The sequence below is a fragment of the Chryseobacterium sp. 7 genome, from assembly GCF_003663845.1.
GTDB lineage: Bacteria > Bacteroidota > Bacteroidia > Flavobacteriales > Weeksellaceae > Chryseobacterium.
This window is the reverse complement of record NZ_RCCA01000003.1, coordinates 71,927-92,992: the sequence shown is the minus strand read 5'-3', so window position 1 is coordinate 92,992 and position 21,066 is coordinate 71,927. Positions and strand designations below refer to the sequence as shown.

The 21,066-nt window shown below is 37.4% G+C and carries 16 protein-coding genes; 4 read left to right on the top strand and 12 right to left on the bottom strand.

Annotation, left to right across the window (positions count from 1 at the left end; all coding sequences use genetic code 11):
* Positions 1-7 precede the first annotated feature (7 nt).
* Positions 8-2,338 carry an ATP-dependent helicase gene (locus tag CLU97_RS22145; protein WP_121490029.1) on the top strand — a complete coding sequence of 777 codons (2,331 nt, stop codon included), beginning with the start codon at positions 8-10 and terminating at the stop codon, positions 2,336-2,338.
* 208 nt (positions 2,339-2,546) lie between these two features.
* On the top strand, positions 2,547-5,315 hold the full coding sequence (locus tag CLU97_RS22140; protein WP_121490028.1) for a TonB-dependent receptor plug domain-containing protein: 2,769 nt from the start codon (positions 2,547-2,549) through the stop codon (positions 5,313-5,315).
* A gap of 225 nt (positions 5,316-5,540) precedes the next feature.
* Here the strand turns inward: CLU97_RS22140 and CLU97_RS22135 are convergent, their stop codons facing one another.
* The 4 genes from CLU97_RS22135 to CLU97_RS22120 all read right to left on the bottom strand — a co-directional run bounded on the left by CLU97_RS22135 (position 5,541) and on the right by CLU97_RS22120 (position 9,776).
* Positions 5,541-7,382, bottom strand: coding sequence for a carbon starvation protein A (locus CLU97_RS22135; protein WP_183084661.1), 1,842 nt, complete (start codon positions 7,380-7,382; stop codon positions 5,541-5,543).
* A gap of 194 nt (positions 7,383-7,576) precedes the next feature.
* Positions 7,577-8,611 (bottom strand): alpha/beta hydrolase, encoded by a 1,035-nt coding sequence (locus CLU97_RS22130; RefSeq protein ID WP_121490027.1) that lies wholly within the window; start codon positions 8,609-8,611, stop codon positions 7,577-7,579.
* Between the two features lie 21 nt (positions 8,612-8,632).
* On the bottom strand, positions 8,633-9,016 hold the full coding sequence (locus CLU97_RS22125) for a DUF3037 domain-containing protein (protein ID WP_105702584.1): 384 nt from the start codon (positions 9,014-9,016) through the stop codon (positions 8,633-8,635).
* A complete protein-coding gene (locus CLU97_RS22120) occupies positions 9,003-9,776 on the bottom strand; it encodes a HipA family kinase (RefSeq protein ID WP_121490026.1) in 774 nt (257 codons plus the stop codon). The genes CLU97_RS22125 and CLU97_RS22120 overlap by 14 nt, the downstream gene beginning before the upstream one ends.
* 139 nt (positions 9,777-9,915) lie before the next feature.
* Between CLU97_RS22120 and CLU97_RS22115 the strand changes: the two genes are divergently transcribed.
* Positions 9,916-10,863: an alpha/beta hydrolase family protein gene (locus CLU97_RS22115; protein ID WP_121490025.1), complete on the top strand. Its 948-nt coding sequence runs from the start codon at positions 9,916-9,918 to the stop codon at positions 10,861-10,863.
* Positions 10,808-11,293, top strand: a complete 486-nt coding sequence (locus tag CLU97_RS22110) for a hypothetical protein (RefSeq protein ID WP_147436538.1) — start codon at positions 10,808-10,810, stop codon at positions 11,291-11,293. Before CLU97_RS22115 ends, CLU97_RS22110 begins: the two co-directional genes overlap by 56 nt.
* Before the next feature lie 201 nt (positions 11,294-11,494).
* Here CLU97_RS22110 and CLU97_RS22105 read toward each other — a convergent pair whose 3' ends face one another.
* The 8 genes from CLU97_RS22105 to CLU97_RS22070 all read right to left on the bottom strand — a co-directional run bounded on the left by CLU97_RS22105 (position 11,495) and on the right by CLU97_RS22070 (position 20,978).
* Positions 11,495-12,319, bottom strand: coding sequence for a flavin reductase family protein (locus tag CLU97_RS22105; protein WP_121490023.1), 825 nt, complete (start codon positions 12,317-12,319; stop codon positions 11,495-11,497).
* A gap of 196 nt (positions 12,320-12,515) precedes the next feature.
* Positions 12,516-13,763 carry a fumarylacetoacetase gene (fahA, locus tag CLU97_RS22100; protein WP_121490022.1) on the bottom strand — a complete coding sequence of 416 codons (1,248 nt, stop codon included), beginning with the start codon at positions 13,761-13,763 and terminating at the stop codon, positions 12,516-12,518.
* 55 nt (positions 13,764-13,818) lie between these two features.
* Positions 13,819-14,280, bottom strand: a complete 462-nt coding sequence (locus CLU97_RS22095) for a hypothetical protein (protein WP_121490113.1) — start codon at positions 14,278-14,280, stop codon at positions 13,819-13,821.
* Positions 14,281-14,351: 71 nt separating this feature from the next.
* Entirely contained in the window at positions 14,352-15,482 is a 1,131-nt protein-coding gene (gene hppD, locus CLU97_RS22090) for a 4-hydroxyphenylpyruvate dioxygenase (RefSeq protein ID WP_121490021.1), read from the bottom strand.
* A gap of 239 nt (positions 15,483-15,721) precedes the next feature.
* On the bottom strand, positions 15,722-16,513 hold the full coding sequence (locus CLU97_RS22085) for a hypothetical protein (RefSeq protein ID WP_121490020.1): 792 nt from the start codon (positions 16,511-16,513) through the stop codon (positions 15,722-15,724).
* A gap of 138 nt (positions 16,514-16,651) precedes the next feature.
* Positions 16,652-17,926, bottom strand: coding sequence for an acetyl-CoA hydrolase/transferase family protein (locus CLU97_RS22080; protein ID WP_121490019.1), 1,275 nt, complete (start codon positions 17,924-17,926; stop codon positions 16,652-16,654).
* A gap of 217 nt (positions 17,927-18,143) precedes the next feature.
* Positions 18,144-19,655, bottom strand: a complete 1,512-nt coding sequence (locus CLU97_RS22075; protein WP_121490018.1) for a succinate CoA transferase — start codon at positions 19,653-19,655, stop codon at positions 18,144-18,146.
* 171 nt (positions 19,656-19,826) lie between these two features.
* On the bottom strand, positions 19,827-20,978 hold the full coding sequence (locus CLU97_RS22070) for a homogentisate 1,2-dioxygenase (protein ID WP_121490017.1): 1,152 nt from the start codon (positions 20,976-20,978) through the stop codon (positions 19,827-19,829).
* Positions 20,979-21,066: the final 88 nt, after the last annotated feature.

The following is a 21,066-nucleotide window of genomic DNA, read 5'->3' as shown; positions in this document are numbered from 1 at the left end:
TTGCTGTATGGACTATTTGAAAGGACTCAACGAATCACAATATGAAGCCGTTACCTCTTTGCAGGGACCTCTGATGGTACTTGCCGGAGCAGGTTCCGGGAAAACGCGTGTACTTACAATGCGTATTGCCCATTTAATACACAACGGAATAGACCCTTTCAATATCCTGGCGCTTACCTTTACCAATAAAGCGGCACGTGAAATGAAAGACCGTATCGCAAAAGTAGTGGGGGACAGCAATGCAAGAAGCCTTTGGATGGGTACATTTCACTCCGTTTTTGCTAGAATTTTGAGGATTGAAGCTCATTATCTTGGATATCCTTCCAATTTTACCATTTATGATCAGCAGGACGCTTTGAACGTAATCAAAAAAGTTCTGAAGGATATGAATATTGATGCTGATCTTTATAAACCTAAAAAAGTTCAGGCAAGAATTTCAACCTACAAGAACAACCTGATTACGGTAAAAGCTTATTTCAATAATCCAGAATTGATGGAGGCGGATGAAAAAGCAAACATGAAATTTATCGGGCAGATTTATCAGAAATATGTAGATCAGTGTTTCAGAAACGGATCTATGGATTTTGATGATCTTTTGTTGAAAACCAATGAATTATTGACACGTTTCCCGGAAGTATTGGCAAAATATCAGGACAGATTCCGATACATCATGGTAGATGAGTACCAGGATACGAACCATTCTCAGTATCTTATTGTAAAAGCTTTGGCTTCAAAATTCGAAAATATCTGTGTAGTAGGGGACGATGCACAGTCTATCTATTCTTTCCGTGGGGCGAATATCTACAATATCTTAAACTTTAAAAAAGATTATACAGACGCCAAAACAGTTTCCTTGGAACAAAATTACCGTTCTACACAGAATATTGTAAATGCGGCTAATGTAGTTATTGCTAAAAACCTTCAGCAGTTTAAGAAAAATGTATTCAGTGATAATGAAGAAGGAGACAAGATTAAAATTTACCGTTCTCTTTCTGATGCAGATGAAGCCAACTTTGTAGCAGGAAATATCTGGGAGCTTCGTAACCGTGACCAGAGAAAATACAGCGATTTTGCTATTTTATACAGAACCAACTCTCAGACCCGTGCTTTTGAAGATGCGCTGAGACGTAAAAATATTCCGTACAAAGTGTATGGAGGACTTTCTTTTTACCAAAGAAAAGAAGTTAAGGACCTTATTGGTTATCTTCGTCTTCTGATCAATGAAAACGATTCTGAAGCGTTGATGAGAATTATTAACTATCCTGCAAGAGGAATCGGAGAAACAACCCAGAATAAACTGATCGTTTTTGCAGATGCCCACAATCTTGCGGTTTCAAAAGTATTGGAAAATCTTCCGATGTATGCACCTCAGTTAGGTTTAAACAATGGCGTTTTAAACAAACTGAATGACTTCTGGTCTATGATCAAAGCTTTTCAGGTATTGCTGAAAACAGAGACAGCTTACAGTGTTGCTATGGAAGTGGCAAAACGAAGCGGCTTAATCAAGTTTTTAAAAGATGATCAGACTCCGGAAGGTATTTCCAGAGTGGAAAACGTACAGGAATTGATGAACTCCATGCAGGGATTCATTGAAGAGCAGATGCAGCTTGAGGACGGAGATCCGAGTCTTTCCAACTTCCTTGAAAATATTGCCCTTTCTGCAGATACCCAGGATAAAGAACTGGAAGATGATATGGTTTCCCTGATGACGATTCACCTTTCAAAAGGATTGGAATTCCCGGTGGTACATTTAGTAGGACTCGAAGAAAATCTTTTTCCTAGCTTTATGAGTTCAGCTACCAGAGAAGATCTGGAAGAAGAGAGGAGATTATTCTATGTGGCATTGACAAGAGCTGAAAAACAGGTCTTTTTCTCCTATGCTGTTTCCCGTTTCCAATGGGGGAAAATTACGGATGCGGAACCTTCAAGATTCTTAAGTGAAATTGATGATCAATATATTGAATTCCTTAATCCTGCTTTGGAAAAAAGATTTATCAATAATTCGGGAGTGAAGTCCAATATCTTTGATGAACATCCTTCCGAAATGAAATCTTTCAAAAAGGTGGAAAAGAAAACTATCGATAGAGGAGATACTTCGAAGCCAGCTCAGGAAGTCAGAAAACTGAAACCGGTAAGCACAGCTAAAATTATCAATCCAAGCGGCGCTTCTTCTCAGGATATTGAAGTGGGAGATAAAGTGAGACATGACCGTTTTGGAATAGGGGAAGTTTCTTTCCTGGATGGAACAGATCCTCAGAATATCAAAGCAAAAGTTATTTTCATCCATGAGGGTGAGAAAAACCTGATCCTGAAATATGCTAAGCTAACTAAGATTTAATTTCAAAATAAAATATAAAGAAAACGGATTCAATTTTTGGATCCGTTTTTTTATGAAAGTTTCCTTAAATTATCATAACTTTAAATAAGGGATAGAAAGAAACGATAACTATTTTTTACAAAAACAAAGTCTATTAGTTTTGTGGACTAATAAATAAATTTTACATTTGCACCTTGTAAAAACATAAATGTTAATCAAATTCTAAACTATGAATAATAAGAAAACTATTCTTTCGGCCTCTGTTCTGTTTTTCCTCGGCGTATTTACTTACGGGCAGGAAAAAGACAGCATAAAAACAAATAAAGACACTATAAAGACGAATAATGTAGAAGAAGTAGTAGTATTGGGTTCCAGAGCCGGAGCCAGATCTAAAGTAGACAGTCCGGTTCCCGTAGATGTATTCAATGTAAAAGAATCTTCAATTATACTTCCTCAGACCAATATAGGACAAATTCTGAATGCTGTTGCCCCTTCATTTACTTCCACTATTCAGACCAATTCAGATGGGACAGACCACTTGGATCCTGCTCAGTTGAGAGGTTTGGGGCCAGATCAGGTGTTGGTGTTGGTGAATGGAAAAAGAAGACATACTTCAGCTTTGGTGAACGTAAACGGAACACCAGGAAGAGGTACTGTAGGAACTGATTTGAATGCTATTCCTTCTTTTGCTTTGAACAGAATTGAAGTATTAAGGGACGGAGCTTCCGCGCAATATGGATCTGATGCCATTGCCGGAGTGATCAACCTTGAATTAAAAAAAGATACCGGAAAACTAACAGGGCAGGTAAGCTATGGCGGAAATCTTACGCCAACTGCTAATGACCATACGGGAGATTTTGACGGTCAGAATATTCAGCTGGATTTGAACTATGGAAATAAAATCGGAACCAAAGGCGGTTTCTTTAATATCACATGGTCTTCACAGTTCAGAAACCCGACTTACAGAGCCGGGACAGAAAGCGGTCCTATCTATAACGCTTATAATGCCATTGAACAGCGTGCATTGAATGACGGTGTAAACCTTTCTTCTCTATTTACGAATATTGGAAACACACCCAATTCACAGCAGCTTGTGAATTACATCCATCAGTATGCACAGAATGTAAGCTATTTCTCTCCAGATTTGCAAAATTCTATTCAGGGAGCCAATACGATTTCCGCATTACAGAATGTTTTGAAATCTGCAAGTTTTACCAGAGATCAGCTTAATTATATTACAGATCAGGAGCTGGCTTACAGAGGACAGACGAGAAAAGATTTTAACATGCAGGTAGGGCAGTCTAAGCTTAATAATCACCAGTTTTTTGTAAATGCTGAGATCCCTGTAAGTGACAACTGGAAAGTATATACTTTTGGAGGATACAGCATAAGACACGGTACTTCCGGAGGATTTTACAGAAGACCAAGCGAAAGCAGAACTTTTACAGGATTATATCCTAATGGTTACCTTCCACAGATCGGAACGGATATTCAGGATATCTCATTAGCAGCGGGAATCAAAGGAAAATGGGAAGGCTGGAATATTGATTTCAGTAATACCTACGGGCAGAATTCATTTACCTATAATATCCAGAATACAGGAAATACCTCTTTGCGTTTTGATTCACCAAGAGAGTTTAATGCAGGTGGATTAAGATTTTCACAAAATACCATCAATTTAGATTTCTCTAAAAAATATGATGTATGGGAAGGGATTAATGTAGCATTTGGAGCAGAGCACCGTTATGAGAATTTTAAAATTACCCAGGGTGAACAGGCTTCTTATGCAACCTATGATATTTCCGGAAATGTGTGGAACGGGAATTCCGTTAGGCCTACGGATTTCTTCGGAGCAGCACTTCCTGGAGGATCGCAGGTATTCAATGGGTTTAAGCCTGAAAATGCTGTGGATAAAAACAGACAGTCGGTAGCAGCCTATGCAGATGTGGAATTTAATTTTACTAACTGGTTACTGGTAGATGCAGCAGCCAGATATGAAAACTATTCAGATTTCGGGTCTACATTCAATTATAAATTAGCTTCAAGAATCAAGGTTGCTCCTAATTTCAATGTAAGATTTGCTGGTTCTACAGGATTCAGAGCGCCATCGATCCACCAGATTTATTATAATGTAACGTCTACATTATTCACGAATAATCAACTTCTGGAAGTAGGAACTTTCAGTAATGATTCTCAGCTGGCAGGATTGCTGGATATGCCAAAACTGAAGCAGGAAACATCCAAATCAGCAAGTGTAGGATTTACTTACAAAATTCCTTCGGCAAGTCTTACTTTTACAGCAGACGGGTATTTCACAAGAATTGACAACCGTATTATTCTTACCGATCAGTTCTTAAGAGCAAGTGTTCCTCAGAAAGCACAGGAAGCTTATGATCAGTTGGGAATCAATGCAGCGCAGTTTTTTACCAATGCTATTGATACAGAAACAAAAGGGTTAGATGTTGTGGTTTCACATACTGCCAGATTCTCTGGATTTAAACTGGACAATAACTTCGCCATTAACCTTAATAAAACAAAACAGGTTGGGGCTATCCATTCAGCAGGACTTTTACAGTCGCCAGATCTTGAAAAAATTTATTTCTCTGAAAAATCAAGAGTCTATCTGGAAGAAGCTGTACCTAGAGTGAAAGCCAGTCTTTCTCATACGCTTTCATGGAAAAGTGCTACTTTCTATTTGAGAAATACCTATTTCGGAAAAGTAACAGGAGCTGATGTTATTGATGTGAACGGAGACGGAATTATTGATTTTAATGAACACCAGCAGATCGGAGACAAGATCATCACTGATGTATCTGCTGCTTATCAGTTTACAAAATATGTAGGATTGACTTTAGGGGTAAACAATCTGTTTGATATCTACCCAACGAAAAACCTTACTGCTTCTACCAATAATGACCAGTTTATCTATTCACGTTCCACTTCGCAGTTCGGACAGAATGGAAGATATGTTTTTGCAAGACTTAATTTCAACTTTTAAATAGAACATAAGATAATGTTATAAAAAACAGTTCAGAAATCCTGAACTGTTTTTTTCTTTATGTAATATGAATTAAACTTTTATTTTTGAACCATTAAGATTTAATAAGAGTTTAAGAGTATTAAGATAAGCTTTGCTTTAAGCTTAAGAATCAGAATGATTTACCTTAACTATACTTTATTTCTTAAATCCTTCTTAATGGTTTTTCTTTATATAATTTGAATCTTATCTTTCTACCAATTCCTTCACTGGTTCACCATAATGATCAATTACGGTAGTATTGATCTGAAGCAGCTGATACCATTTTCTGAAAGCCCCAATGAATACAATAAGCATAAGAATCATGGCCGTTGCCGCTAAAACTGCCAGTAAATTTTGTCCTTTGGGAATGTAAATAGCTGTTACCTGAATATAGCCTGCCCAGAATGTAATTCCAGCCATAAAAACACCCGGAATAGCCGAACATAAAGCATATTTTCCTCTTTTCATCCTGATCAGCATCGTTGTACAGACAATAAGCCCACAGGCAGCAAGCAGCTGATTACTGATCCCAAATAAAGGCCAGATACTGTTCACATTTCCCGTATACACCAGATATCCCCATGCAAAAGTGAAAAGAATACTGCTGATAATAATTCCCGGAATCCAGTTTTTATCATTAAATTTTGGAACCACTGACCCCAACATTTCCTGTAAAAAGAAGCGTCCAACTCTTGTTCCGGCATCAATAGCCGTAAGAATAAATACCGCCTCAAACATAATCGCGAAATTATACCAATATGCCGTCAGTTGATCCATATAAGGGATTTTGTTGAAAATATGTGCCATTCCCACAGCCAGAGATACAGCTCCTCCGGTTCTTCCATACAGATCAATGCCTATTTTCTGTGAATAATAATCAATATCTACTCCATGCAAGGAAGGATGCGCCGCCAGAAAAGAATCATAAGCTTCTTTGGGAGTATTGATCGCAAAATAATCACCCGGCATCAGCGTACACGCAGCAATAAGTGCCATCAGTGCTACAAAACCTTCCACGAGCATGGCTCCATATCCTACGAAAAGAATTTCTCTTTCTTTGTTCAACATTTTCGGAGTTGTTCCCGTAGCAATCACCGCATGAAATCCGGAAATCGCTCCACAGGCAATCACAATGAAGATAAAAGGAAGTACCGGACCGCCAATAATTGGCCCTCCGCCATTAACAAAAGCTGTAATAGCGGGCATCTGTATAGTTGGATGGATCACAATGACTCCAATAGCCAGCATGATAATAGTTCCGATTTTCAAATAGGTGGAAAGATAATCTCTGGGAACTAAAAGAAGCCATACCGGTAATACAGAAGCTATGAAACCATAGAGAGGAATCGCAATAGAAATGGTTTTGATATCCCAGGAAAATAAACCATTCATCGTTGGATTCTGCATCAGAGTATGTCCCCCGATAATTCCTGCAATCAAAAGAATGCCTCCCAAAATACTTGCAAACAGGACACTGTTCTTTTTATAACGCATTATCAGTCCCATAATGATAGCAATTGGCATGGTGATTACTACTGTAAAAAGCGACCAGGAAGCTTCATGCATGGCATTGATACAGGCCAGAGATAATCCTGCAAGGGTAAGAATCAGGATAAAAAGAATCGCAAAACCTGCCACTGTTCCCGTTGTTTTCCCGATTTCTTTAGAAGCAATAGTCGCGAGACTCTGTCCTTTATGTCTCACAGAAGCAAAAAGTACAATCATGTCATGTACTCCGCCGCCCAAAACACATCCAATCAATATCCATAAAGCACCGGGAAGATATCCGAACTGTGCTGCCAAAACAGGTCCTACTAATGGTCCGGCAGCTGCAATAGCCGCAAAGTGGTGGCCGAAAAGTACATTTTTATTGGTAGCCACATAATCTTTACCGTCTGCAAATTTCACAGCAGGAGTCATATTCTGGTCATTGAGCCGGAGAACTTTATTCGCAATGAAAATACCATAGAAACGGTATGCTATCGCAAAAATAAGAACAGATACAAAAATGAGAGTAAGTGCATTGATATTGTTTAAAGATTCCATATTGCTTATTTTTGTTGATGAAAAATTAAAGTATTGGTGTTTTTGTTATAAATAATTTAAACAATAGCCAAGGTAATTAATTCTCAAGGAAAAAATATCAATAAGTATATCAATCTAGCAAATTTGTCAAATGCTTTAAATGTATTGTTTTGATTTTTAATATATTGTATGGCAAATGAATAGGCGCATGTATATTATTTCTTCTGTGAAATAATGAAATCCACCATCTGATCCGTCATTTGATCCAGATAATCTTTATCAGTAGTTCCAAATCCGTGTACTCCACCGTCAACAATGATGAGAGAGTTCTGTATTTTGGCTCTGTTTAATTTTCTGTGTAGCTTTTTAGACTGGCTTAAAGGAACAATTTTATCATTATTCCCCTGGACAATTAAAGTAGGAACAGCTCCCGAAACAAAATTAACGGGAGACATCGTTTTAAGATAATCAATAGCGCTGTCCTGATCTTTTCTGATGTTATACCCTGAAATGCCTTTAACAAGATTTTCCTGTAAACCGACAATCTTTTTGGACATTAATCCGATCAGTCCTACCGGAATCGTTCCTAGTTTTGTGTGAAAAAGTTTGTTGAGGTCTGCCGGGCCATAATGATCAATCACATAATTCACTTTAGCAGAATAAGCAGAAAGTTCCGGATTACCGGGATAAGTATTATCTGGAGTATAAGCTGCCATCAGGGATAGATGAGCTCCGGCCGAAGCCCCGAACAGTCCAATATTATTGGTGTCAAAATGATATTGCTCTGCATTTTTTCTTACCCATCTTACTGCATCTTTCGTATCTTCCAAAGGTAATGGGAAATGAGTGCTGTCATTTAATAGTGTATAATTAATACTGACTACGGCGTATTGCTTCGCCATAAGCTTGGCAATAGTAGTCTCAACATAATTGTCCGAGTTAATCACTTTATCACCTTCTATCCATCCGCCTCCGTGAACATAGATTAATACAGGTAACAACTGACCTGAAGGAGCATTTTTAGGGGTAAAAACATCCAGTTTTACAGGATTTCCTCTGGTGGTTTTATAAACAATATCTTCGGAAAGATTAGCTATTTCAGGAAGTAATGTACTTTTTACAGGAGGGGTCTTAGCTTGTATCTGTGAAAAATTCTGTGAAAAAAATAAATTAGAAAAGCTTATGATTAAAACAAAAAACAGGTTTGTGAAAAACCTGTAGATTGATATGTTGTTTGTCGATAAATTCATAATAAATTTTTTAAGGAAATGTTACTTTACTAACTCCTCAAAAAGCTTACCAAAAGTAGCATTCAGATCTTTGGATTTCCCAGGATGAGGTCTGGAAGTCTGCACAACAGAACTTCTTACAGCTGTCAGCCAGCGGAAGCGTTCCGGAACATCCAGAAAGGCAATAGGACCGCCGTCTTTAGCACCATTTGCGATCTTCTGAAAGCTTTCCAGATTGTGGATCACATCATCATAATCCAGCTTGCTGTGCATTAGCTTAAATTTGTCCGGACACAAATAGAATTCCACTCTGATGAATTTTTCTTTTTTAGAAAACATCACCAGCCCGATATTGAAAAATTCTTCTCTTTCAACCTTAGGTACCAGGCGTATTACCGCGTATTCATATATTTTATCCTCTTGCATTTTTCGCTTCGTTTACAAAGATTTGAGAATTTTCTAATCTGGTTTTCATAAACTGAAAATAGATCTCACGGATTTCGTCAGGCGTTTCATCAGCATCATTCCAGTGTAACCAGTCTTCAGGAATCATGTTGACAATTTCTCTGAAAAGAGCATCATTCAAAATTTCATGAGCAAACTTGTCAGCCTCATCAAGCATTTTTGCCTTAGGAAGCAGCACGTGGTCTTTTACATATTTGAAAGGTGTTTTTGCTGCAGCATCAAAATTCTGCCATGAATGGTGGAAATAGAAAGAAGCACCATTATCAATGATCCAAAGTTCTTTATGCCACATCAGCATATTCGTATTTTTAAAAGTACGGTCAATATTGGTAATAAATGCATCCAGCCAGACAATTTTTGAAGCCAAAAGCGGATCCACACTTACTCCCGGATCATACGTAATAGAGCCCGAAAGATAATGTAGCCCAAGATTCAGCCCTTCGGAATGTTTCAGAAGATCCTGTATTTCTTCATCGGCTTCCGTTCTCCCAAAATCGGCATCAAGATTGATAAAAACCAGTTCAGGAATTTTAAGCCCTAACGCTTCGGTAATCTTTCCGCCCAAAAGTTCGGAGATCAGCATTTTTACTCCATGGCCTGCACCACGGAATTTTAATACATATTTGAAATCATCATCAGCTTCTGCCAGAGCCGGTAGAGATCCTCCTTCTCTCAGGGGCAGAATGTAACGCATCACGGTTACAGTTCTTAAATTCTGCATGAAGCAAAAATAAGGCTATTTTTATAAACTTCAGCTTCACTTTGCATAAAAGAAATAAGGAATCAAGAGCCGAAAACAGAGTTTTTTTCATAAATTTCCATTTCAAATAAACACCTCAAATACAAAAGAACATCGAATTATGAATCTGATTAGCGAAAAGAATATCTATTTAGAAAATAAGGAGACAAGAGGTTTTCTTGCGGATGCTTTTTATAAAGATGGCGGACAAAAACTTCCTTTAGTGATATTTGTTCACGGATATAAAGGTTATAAAGACTGGGGTGCCTGGAATCTGATGGCAGAAAAGTATGCGGAAGCAGGATTTTTCTTTGTGAAGTTTAATTTTTCACATAACGGAACAACGGTAGAAGATCCTTATAACTTTGCGGATCTCGAAGCTTTTGGCAATAATAATTATTCTAAAGAGCTTTCTGATCTTGGGGTGGTGATTGATCACTTTAGTAAAAATCCGCATGTGGATCATGAGAAAATCGTTTTGATAGGTCACAGCAGGGGAGGTGGGATTTCTATTATTAAAACTTCCGAAGATGAAAGAATCAATGGTTTGATTACTTTGGCAAGTGTAGACACGTTAGACCGTTTTCCAAAAGGCGATGCATTCGAAAATTGGAAAAATAATGGTGTATATTATGTATTGAACGGCCGTACTAAACAGGAAATGCCTCATTACTACCAGTTTTATGAAGATTATGAGAAAGATATTCACCGTTTTGATGTAGAAAGAGCTACAGAAATGGCTAAAGCTTATATGCTGATTGTTCATGGAACAAATGACGAAGCTGTAGAAGTAAAACAGGCTGAGCATCTTCATCTTCTTCACCCAAATTCTGAATTATTTCTGATTGAAAATGTCAATCATACTTTCGGAGCAAAAGAGCCATGGACGGATTTTGATTTACCAAAAGATTTGAATAATGTAACGGAAAAATGTATTGATTTTATAAAAGAAAAAATTGAAATAAAACGTTTAAAACTACGTTATTATAAATTAATCACCATAAAGTATAATTATGAAAAAAATTATTGCAGGCACCTTTGCGCTTTCATTGTTTGTTATTTCGTGTAAAAAAGAAGCGAAAACAGAGTCTTCTGTAAGTACGGATACTTTGGCTACAGTAATGCCTAAGGATTCCATAGTTTCACCTGAAACAGATTCTGCTGCAATACCTTCAGCCTCTGCATTCTATATTATCACTAAAAATGTGGGTAAATATCCTCACGATATTAAGTTCTTCGAAGATAAAAGGATCACAGAAAGACTGAAAAAACTGACTGGTTCTCAGTATGATGAGATGGTAAAGAATTTCGATGTAGAAAGTCCTATTTCTTCAGAAAACGGAATTTATAAGCTGACAGGATGTAAACAGCATGATTGTCCAGGATTTGCTACAAGCATTTACTATGACGTTAAAAATGACAAAGTAAGTGTTTCCATTGATAAAAATGGTAAAGTGACAAACTTTGATGAAAGAAAATTACATTTTAAGAATCATTAAAATCTAAGTTGGAAAGGAAGCTAGAAGCTGGGTGATGGGAGTTATTAACAGTATTCCATATCTATTGAAATCAAAATAGAACTATTTTCCAAAAGGTTATTAATTTGGATAAAAGTTATTCAGAAAACTTTATGGACTTCCAGTTTTCAGCTTCTAACTTCCATCATAAAAAAATAGGTCTGAAATTTCAGACCTATTTTTTTATTGTATCGTGAGTAAAACCCACGCTTCTTCAATTTTGCTTTCCAGCAGCAGCTTCTGGGCATCCAAATGAATATTTTCATCAGCATGGAAGTTACCTGCAGGTAATACTTCTGTATTGGCAAGCATTCCAAGGTCATTTCCTGTAAATACTTTGCTGTATTTTATGGAATCCGGGAGCAGATCAAAGCCAATTCCTTTTGTTACCAAAGGTTTCGGTACTTCAAAAAGACTGTTTTCATTGCTTCTGGAATACCAGTTGCTGCCTAAACGGGCTACCATATCCAGTTTTTTCTGATCCAGATTTCCGGACTCATTCAAATATTCTTCTCTGATATGGATTTTCTGAACTTCACAGATTACCAGATTTCCTGCACCACCCTGATCTCCCAGTGATTTTACCTCTAAGACCTTACATTCAAAATTGACGGGGCATTCTTCAATCAGTTTGGGCTGTACAAGATCTGCATCTTTCATCGTAAGACCGGATTTGATAAACTCATTGACTCCGGTTTCATATTCTGTAGAAGCCAAAGATATCTGCTGTACAATTGGAAAATTTACGGTTCCGATTACCACTTCCGGTATTTCAAGAACATTTTCCAGCGTATGTTTTGTGGTATTGTCCCGAACTCTTCTTGACGGTGAAAAGATCAAAATAGGAGGAACCGTACTGAACATATTAAAAAAACTGAATGGAGATAAGTTGTTATTACCGTCTTTATCTACCGTAGATGCCAATGCAATGGGACGTGGAGAAACGGCTGTCTGCATGATCGTCTGCAGTTGTACAGGGGTTATCTCGGAAGGGATTACTGTTTTCATATTTTTGATTTTAACACTTAACTTAAATTAAGTATTCAAATGATATTAAAAAGATGCTTCGACTCCGCTCAGCATGACACTTCTAATACTAACTGTTTAACAGGATATTTTTAGCAATCATCCACCAAACCTTATAGGTTTTCAAAACCTATAAGGTTTAATAGTTGTATTGTGCAGAGTTAAAATTTAAAAAAAATTAAACTGTCGGGATAATTTTACCCGAAACTTCACCGAAACCTACTCTTACACCGTCTTTTTCAGCCCAAGCTTTCATGATGACAGTATCATTATCTTCGATGAATTTTCTTTCTTCTCCGTTGCTTAATGATAAAGGATTTTGTCCTCTCCAAGTAAGTTCCAGCATAGATCCGAAAGATTTTGGATCACTTCCGGAAATGGTTCCACTGGCGTATAGATCACCTACCTCTACGTTGCATCCGTTTACCGTGTGGTGTGCCAGCTGTTGGGTCATGTTCCAGTACATGTGTTTGTAGTTGCTTTCGCAGATCAGGTTTTGATCTCCATTTTCAGGCTGGATATAGACTTCAAGGTTGATATCATAGTTTTTATCGCCTTCAAATTTTAAATATTCTAAAACTTCAGGATCCTGAGTAGGAGAAGCTGTTCTGAATGGCTCCAAAGCTTCAAGGGTAACCACCCATGGAGAAATAGAAGAACCGAAATTTTTCGCAAGGAATGGCCCCAGCGGAACATATTCCCATGCCTGAATATCTCTTGCAGACCAGTCGTTGAAAACTACCATTCCGAAAATGGCATCTTCTGCATCTTTAGTAGAGATACTTTCTCCCATCTCCGTATTTTTATTAAGGATGAAAGCCATTTCCAGTTCAAAATCCAGTTGTTTAGACGGACCAAAAAGGGGTTTGTCTGCATCCGCAGGTTTCGTCTGACCTTTCGGACGGTTGATATCCGTTCCTGAAACTACAATAGAAGAGGCTCTTCCGTGATACCCTACCGGTAAATGTTTCCAGTTTGGCAATAAAGCGTTTGCCGGATCACGGAACATTTTTCCTACGTTGGTAGCGTGTTCGATGCTGCTGTAGAAATCTGTGTAGTTCGGGATATGAACAGGCATCATCATTTTTACTTTATCCAGGTCGTAGAATGCTTCTTCGATCGTTTTCTGATCTTTTGATAAGGTAGAACCTTCCTGTAATAAGGTTTGTATTTTAGTACGAACGGCGTTGGTAACAGGTTTACCGAGTTCAATAAATTCGTTGATGGTATACGCTTCAAAAACATTGTCGTCTAATCCTTCAATATCTTCAAAATAACCAAGATCGTACAACGTAGCAAGATCAATTACCTGATCTCCGATTCTTGTACAGCATCCGATATATTCTTTGTTAAAAACTGCGACTCCGAAAGGAATATTGTGTATAGAAAAATCTGAATTTGAGGAATAGTCTACAAATGATTTCATAAGTTTAGATTTTAGTTAGATTACATATATCATCCCGGGAAATTCTCCGGAACATTTATTTTGCCTTTTTAGAGAAAGATGCTTCATCTATCCATCTGTCTTTGGTATTGACATCAATGAGGTACAGGATATTGTCCTGCTGGGTCAACAATAAAGTTTTGGTAACAGGCATTGGGATTTTTTTATTTTCAAGCATATCTGCTCTTAAAGAAATAATATTTTTTTTCCTGATGATATCGCCGCTGAAAACATTAGAACTGCTTTCTCCTGTTGCTTTGTCATCAAAAACTTCTACATACGTGGCATTATTCCCTTTGATGATAATAAAGTCCCGTTCTGTGTGATCGGCCTCATCCTTAATGAAGATGAACTTTTTATTGTCAATATTTACATTTTCAAGATGCTGATTGATGCCTTTTCTTTGTTCAAGTCTTTCAAGGATTCCGTTTAAAGAACTAAATTGAGCTTTAAGCCCCAATGTTCCCAATAGAAAAACCCCGATTAAAAATTTTCTCATATACTGTGTTTTATAAAAAAGTTTTGCCAGAATATGATATCCTGACAAAACTTGTATTTTTTAATGTAAAATTAAAGATTACCTCTTCTTTCCTGCTCTCTTTCTAACGCTTCGAATAACGCTTTGAAATTACCGGCACCAAAACTCTGTGCACCGTGCCTTTCAATAATTTCGAAGAATAGAGTAGGACGGTCTTCTACAGGCTTCGTAAAGATCTGTAATAAGTATCCTTCTTCATCATGATCAATAAGTATACCTAACTGCTGAAGTTTTTTAATATCTTCATCAATATGGCCTACTCTTTCAGGAACCATGTCATAATAAGCTTCCGGTGGAGCAGAAAGGAACTCTACACCACGTTTCTTCAATTCTGTTACGGTATGGATGATGTCTTTTGTAGCTACAGCAATGTGCTGTACACCTTCACCTTCATAGAAATCAAGATACTCTTCTACCTGGGATTTCTTTTTACCTTCTGCAGGTTCATTGATAGGGAATTTTGCATATCCGTTTCCGTTTGACATTACTTTAGACATCAACGCAGAATATTCTGTGTTGATCTGCTTGTCATCAAAAGAAAGGATGTTTACAAATCCCATTACTTTTTCATACCACTCAACGGTTGGGATCATTCTGTTCCAGTCAACATTTCCTACACAGTGGTCTACGTATAATAGGCCTGCTTCTTCAGGTTTATAATCACTTTCCCACTTTTCATAACCAGGCATAAAAGCTCCGTTATAATTTTTTCTTTCAATAAACATGTGAACGGTTTCTCCGTAAGTATAGATTCCGGACATTCTTACCTCACCCTGCTCATCAGTTAGCGTTACCGGCTCTAAATAAGGTTTTCCTCCTCTTTTAGTTGTTTCTTCGAAAGCTGCATAAGCGTCATCTACCCAAAGTGCCAAAATTTTTACTCCGTCACCATGTTTTTTTACGTGCTCGCTGATAGGAGAGTCAGATTTCAATCCGGTAGTTAGTACCAATCTGATTTTTCCCTGTTGAAGCACATAAGATGCACGGTCTCTTACTCCTGTTTCAGGACCGGCATAAGCTACAGACTGAAACCCGAAAGCGGTTTTGTAATAATGGGCAGCCTGTTTTGCATTTCCTACATAAAACTCAATATAATCTGTACCGTTAATCGGTAAGAAATTTTCTGCTTGAGCTATTTTCTCGGCAAATGTAAGTGTTGACATATTTTCTCTTTTACTTTTATTTTATTGGTATGCAAATTACAAAATTCTTAGATATGGCGAAAATATTCCCGCGGATTCATTGAATATATTTAACATAAAATTAAAAAAGAGTTTACTTAAGTATATTTAAGTTTCTTAAGTCTCAAATGGGCTACTTACATTTGTAATACAAAAGACAAGTGAAAAAAATATTTCGAAACATGAAAGCCGCAGAGATTCTCTACGGCTTTCTTAATTTTTCAGACTGTTTCAATTCTTTTATTCAACATTCCTGCATCAGGATTGTAATTATCCCAAATCTTCCAGGTGTCATTTATTTTTCGGATAAAATAAATCTGAGTACTCAGCTGATTCACAAAATGCTCTTCTCCGGTTTCTCCTACTTTGAACAGAAGATTCCAGAATTCCTGAGATTCTAATATTTTTTTGTCCGGTTCATCTGTAACAATATGAATATCAAAGACCTCATAATTGGATCTGTTGTTTTTGGTCACCAAATGAAAATCCCTGTCACACAGTTCTTTACTGAATTGTGATGCTCTTTCCAGGAAAGGGGAATCATCAAATACCAAATCTTTTAAAAGTTCTGTATTGTGTGTGGGGAATAGTTTATAGAATTCAAAAGCTGAGGCACAGTAATCATACACCATTTTGGTAAGGTATGACTGGTCATCATTTTCATCATCGTCCTGTTTTTTGTATCTGACGGTAAGAATGTAATCATTAAGGTCTTTATATCCTAAGAAGATGCAGATTTTATCTAATGTTTTTAAAAATCTTAAATCACTGTGGGTTTTATCCTGGTAATCGTTTTCAAAAAAACGCTGAAGGGTAACATGGGAAATGGTATTTCCGATTTCAAATTTTTTGCCTCCTTTCAGCTCTTCGGCTTCAGAGAGTTCATCTTTGATGATTTCGGAAAGAATAATATAATGGCTTCTCTTCCATTCACTCACATTCCCCAAAACAGAATTCCTTACCTTCGAATGCTTTACAACCTCGTCTCGTATCGAATTATATATAGTTTTCAATTTCCTTGTTTTTGAATGAGTTTTATCAAATATACTGCCAAAATATTAATATTTTCGTATGTTTTTTTGATGTTGATTTCAAAATTTATTTTAAGTTTTCACATTGAAATGAATTTTAAAATCTTTATGGTTTGATTATCAGTGTTTAAACCTTTCAAAAGCTGCTCTTTCCAACATTTCTCTGTCATCCGGATGGGCAATGCTTATCAGTTCCTGTGCTCTTTGACGGAGATTTTTACCATACAGATAAGCAGTTCCATACTCCGTAACGACATAATGGATATGGCCTCTTGTGGTGACTACACCGGCACCCTGTTTAAGAAAAGGAACAATTCTGGAAATTCCTTTTTTCGTTCTTGCGGTAATGGCTATGATAGGTTTTCCGTCATCACTTAAAGCGGCACCCCGCATAAAATCCATTTGTCCCCCGATGCCGCTGTACTGCATGGTTCCGATAGAATCTGCACATACCTGTCCTGTAAGGTCTATTTCAATGGCAGAATTGATGGCTACCATTTTTTTGTTTCTCATGATGTTGATTGGAAAATTCACTTCACTTACGTCTCTGAAAGCAAATACGGTATTGTCATCTACATAATCGTAAAGTTTTCTGGTTCCGAAGCAGAAGCTCGTAATGGTCTTATTATCGTTGTAGCCTTTGTATTTGTTGTTGATTACATCATCCTGAATCAGATCAATAACACCATCGCTCAGCATTTCTGTATGAATTCCCAGGTCTTTGTGATTGGTAAGGCATTTCAGTACCGCATCAGGAATAGTCCCGATACCCATCTGAAGGGTAGATCTGTCTTCGATAAGCTCAGCCACGTTTTTTCCTACAAGCATTTCTTCAGGACCTACTTTGGAGCCATAATCTACGGTAGGAAGCTCTTCTTCATGCCAGACCAGCTTATGAATTCTGCTGATATGGATCATCCCATCTCCATGGGTTCTGGGCATTCTCGGATTGACGATGGCTACAATAATTTTTGCGGTATCTACCGCTGCTCTTGCAATGTCTACAGAAGTTCCCAAGGTACAGAAACCATGTTTGTCCGGAGGGGAAACTGTAACGATAGCTACATCAAGAGGCAGTATATTTTTTCTGAATAAAATAGGAATTTCGCTTAAGAAAACGGGAACAAAATCTCCGCGGTCAGAATTCACGGCATCACGCACAGGAGTGGAAACAAATAAGGAATTAATGAAAAAACTGTCTTTGTATTCAGGCTTTGCAATTTCTACATTTCCCTGCTGGGTAATGGAAACCATCTCCACATTTTGTAAACGGTTAGCCTGCCTTGCCAGCTCATCAATCAGATAATTGGGAGTACATGCACTACCATGGAAAAATACGCGGTTTCCACTTTTTATCGTATAAATTGCTTCTTCTGCACTGATGTAATTATTCATATTTTGTCTTTTTTAAGGGTGTTCAGAGTATTCTTTACAGTTGATAAAATACTTCTATTCTTTCAAAGATAATCTTTATAATTTTATATTTATATAAATATTGGGGGTATATTATACAGATTTTTGTCATGTAAATAAGACAGTTAGTATTACAAAGAAAAAGAACCGAATGCATTGGCATTCAGTTCTTTTTTATTTATTATTTTGATGAAAAATCTTAATTGGCCGTTTCTACAACTGTTTTCTGCTTCATGCTTCCGGTTTCTGCAAATCGTAAATGCCAGCTGAATGCTTCCTGCAATAGATGAGGAGTATGGCCACCTTTTTCACAGGCTCTGTCGAAATAAGATTGTAGTTCTTCCTTATAATCCGGATGAACACAATTGTCGATGATTTTCTGTGCTCTTTCTCTTGGCGCCAGACCTCTTAAGTCAGCCAGCCCGACATCTGTTACCAGAATATCTACATCATGCTCCGTATGGTCAGTATGGGAAACCATAGGAAGAACGTGGGAAATATTATTGCCTTTTGAAGCAGCCTGAGTTACAAAAATACTTAAGTAAGCATTTCTTGCAAAGTCTCCGGAACCTCCAATTCCATTCATGATTTTTGTTCCTCCGATATGGGTGGAGTTTACGTTTCCATAAATATCAAATTCAATGGCTGTATTGATGGCGATGACTCCTAATCTTCTGATCAATCCAGGTGTATTGGAAATATTCTGTGGTCTTAAAACAAATTTATCTTTATATTTTGAAAGGTTTCCTAAAACCCTTTCATAGCATTCCTGAGAAACGGTAATGGAAGATGCTGATGCAAAGCTTAGCTTACCGGAATCTATGAGGTCAAATGTACTGTCCTGTAGTACTTCCGAAAACATAGTCAGGTCATAAAAATTACTGTCTTTGAATCCTGTAAGAACAGCATTGGCAACTTTACCGATTCCTGCCTGTAAAGGGAGCAACCGGTCTGTAAGACGTCCTAAAAGAACTTCATTCTCAAAGAAAGCAAGAAGGTGCTTGGCAATGGCCGTTGTTTTTTCGTCCGGTTCTGCAATATCAGCCGGGCTGTCTTTACGGTTGGTAAAAACAATGGCTTCAATTTTTTCAGGATCTACAGGAATGCTTTTTCTCCCGATTTTGTTCCACGGAGCTACAATTGGGATCACATTTCTGTAAGGATAATCTTCTGCCTGGTAGATATCATGGATTCCGTAGACTTCTTCAGGAACTTCGGTGTTGATTTCAATGATCACTTTTTTAGCCAAAGCTGCAAAAGTCACTGAATTCCCTACAGACGTAGTTGGAACAATGCTTCCGTCTCTTTCAATATAGGCGGCTTCAATGATGGCTACATCTATGCTTTGAAGATTTTTGGTGTGAAGAAGTTCGGCACTTTCACTTAAATGCTGGTCGATGAAGAGAATTTCACCATTGTTGATTTTGTTTCTTAAGATAGGATCTACCTGAAACGGCATTCTTTTCTTCAAAACATTGGCCTCTGCCAGCTTTCCGTCTGTACCGTGGCCTAATGAAGCTCCGGTCATTAGAGTGACTTTCAGTTCTTCTGTTTTTCCTCTTTCTGCGAGTGCTGGCAAAATCGCTTTGCTGTCACCTGCTTTTGTAAAGCCGCTGGACCCGATGGTCATACCGTCTTTAATGATTTTTACTGCATTTTCAGCTGTAGTAACTTTTTCGTGTAGACTTTCTAATCTGATTCTTTCTAACATGTAATATTGATTTTGTTTTAAACCACCATTACTTAGGATGCGTCATGAAAAATAATGATGGTTAATATGGTAACCATACCTCACAAATTTACGAAAAAAGACGCTTTAAATAAAGGATTTAAAGCGTCTTTTCTCTATATTCAGCAATACTTTTTTGATAATTTTACTGTTTTATTCCAACCATGAAGTTTTATAAGAAGGATCTTCTACTTTTAAAGCTTCTTCTGTAATTTTTAGAGGACGGAAAGGGTCTACCATTACGGCATATTCTTCCGTGAATTTTTTACCGATACTTCTTTCCATAGCGCCTGGGTGAGGTCCGTGCACAATTCCTCCAGGGTGAAGGGTAAAGTCCATCAAATCAATGTGGTTACGGCTCATAAAATCACCTTCTGTGTAAAACAATACCTCATCAGAATCAATGTTGGAGTGATTGTATGGTGCAGGAATTGCCTGTGGATGATAATCATACATTCTTGCACAGAATGAGCATACCACGAAATTATGTCCTTCAAAATTCTGGTGAACCGGTGGCGGTTGGTGAATTCTTCCGGTAATGGGTTCGAAGTTTTTAATATTGAATTTATAAGGATAAAAATAGCCATCCCAGCCAACTACATCAAACGGGTGTGTTGCGTAGATAAAATCTGTAATCTGGTTTTCTTTTTTTACTTTGATCAGGAATTCTCCTTTTTCATCTATGGGTTCTTTGTAAGTAGGAGCAATCATATCTCTCTCACAGAACGGAGAATGTTCCAATAGCTGCCCGAATTCATTTCTGTATCTTTTCGGAGTATAAATAGGAGAGTGGCTTTCTAATACAAAAAAGACTGTATCATCAGACTTCAGCTCCACCTGATAAATGGTTCCTCTCGGAATAATAAGATAATCTCCGGTTACAAATTCAAGATCTCCTACAAATGTTTTCAAAATTCCGGTTCCGTTATGAACATACAAAAGCTCATCACATTCTGCATTCTTGTAGAAATAATCCATCGATTTTCTTGGCTTTGCCAATCCCATTTTCAGGTCGTTATTCATCAAAAGGATTTTTCGGCTGTCCATAAAATCGTCTTCAGGAGTTACATTCATTCCCTTAAACATTCTTGGAGCCACATTTTTTTCCACAGCGATTTTAGGAGTGACATCTTTCGGCTCGCCGATAGATTTAATCTGAGTAGGGCGGTGGATATGATATAACAGAGAAGAAATACCATGGAAGCCTTCTGTACCGAAAAGCTGCTCATAGTAAAATTTATCTTCCGGAGACTTAAAGATCGTATGCCTTTTTGGTGGGATATTTCCCGATTGATGATATCTCATTTTACTTTGATATGTAGTTTCTCAAATTTAATCATTTTTCATGAATTGACTCAATCTATATTTTTTGCATTAAGTTTTGTATTTGAAA